The organism is Bradyrhizobium sp. MI1.3 (assembly GCF_055811695.1).
This window is the reverse complement of the sequence record NZ_JBVVPQ010000203.1, coordinates 1-1,234: the sequence shown is the minus strand read 5'-3', so window position 1 is coordinate 1,234 and position 1,234 is coordinate 1. Positions and strand designations below refer to the sequence as shown.

The following is a 1,234-nucleotide window of genomic DNA, read 5'->3' as shown; positions in this document are numbered from 1 at the left end:
GAGGACCCTCAGGACGTGCTAGGCATCCTCAATTGCGTGAAACTCGACTCCCCCCGGCATGAGGAGGCACGGAAGATCGCTGGGCGCATACGCGCGCTTCTAGAGAGGAAGAAGTTAGTGCCTCCCAAACGAACCAAACCTCAGACGCTACAGCGGCGCGAACCCAAAGTTACAGCGCAAGCACCGTGAGTACAACGCAGTTGCACATCGGGCTGCCGATCACCTTCATACCTTGATCGCGAACAAGCGCTCGATGCACGTCATGAGACCCGCCTCGATCTTGCGGCGGATCATCAGGTAGAATTCGGCAATGATCTCGCGTGCCTCAACCAACGTTGGCATGCCAGATTCGCTCGCCGCGAGCGGAACGGTCTCCGCTTTCGTGAGCAGGTCCCGCCCGATTGCCATGAGGCGCGCGATGGTTCCGGCCGAAGGGATCCTCTGAAGGTTTTGAGTGTCGGCCCTTCCGCATCCTCAACATCGTCGGCGACGTCCCCAAGGAATGCCTGGGCGCCATTCCGGACACGTCGATCTCGGGGCGGCGCGTGGCCTGCTAACTCAGCAATCGTCGAGCGATGCCGCAAGCCCGAATGATCGTGTCCGATGGCACCGAGTTCACCTGCAACGCCATGCTTGCTTGGAGCAAGGACGCGGCCATCCACTGGCACTTCGTTACTCCCCGAAAGCTGATGCAGAACGGCTTCGCTGAAACGTTCGCCGGGCGGATGCGTGACGAGTTGCTCAACGAGCCTCTGTTCTTCGATCTCGCCGACGCCCGCACCAAGATTGCCAATTGGGTCGCCGACTACAATCGCCAGCCTCCCCACTCGTCGCTGATATACTTGACCTCCGCGGCCTACGCCGCTCACCTCACCGCAACGGACCATCGGCTGCGCAACCTCGACCAGCTCCGCCGATCGTCCGTTGCTCAACCCGCGCCACTTGGCGTACAAAAACCCCGAAACTCTGACTGCCGCTGACCGAAAATTCAGTGGCAGGTCACGTTGGCGTCAATGATGACGGCCCTCATCAAGCTATCGCGGTTGCCGAGCGCCCGCTTCGGAATGTGCGCCGTTCACGCCTGAAAATGGGACTGCAATGAATCCTCAAACGCAAGAAACGGTCGCGTCGTGTTCCAAGCAAACCCTACAGGCAAGCCACTCGAATCGGTTGGCTCCTCCGTGGGTACTCTAGAAGCGCGCGTATGCGCGCTGCGATCTTCCGTGCCTCCTCA

General features: G+C 60.2%; 1 pseudogene. It reads left to right on the top strand.

Features of this window, described 5'->3' with window-relative positions:
* Window positions 1-413: 413 nt before the first annotated feature.
* A pseudogene (locus AC0L3A_RS40625) lies at window positions 414-980 on the top strand (integrase core domain-containing protein); the annotation flags it as partial.
* Window positions 981-1,234 lie beyond the last annotated feature (254 nt).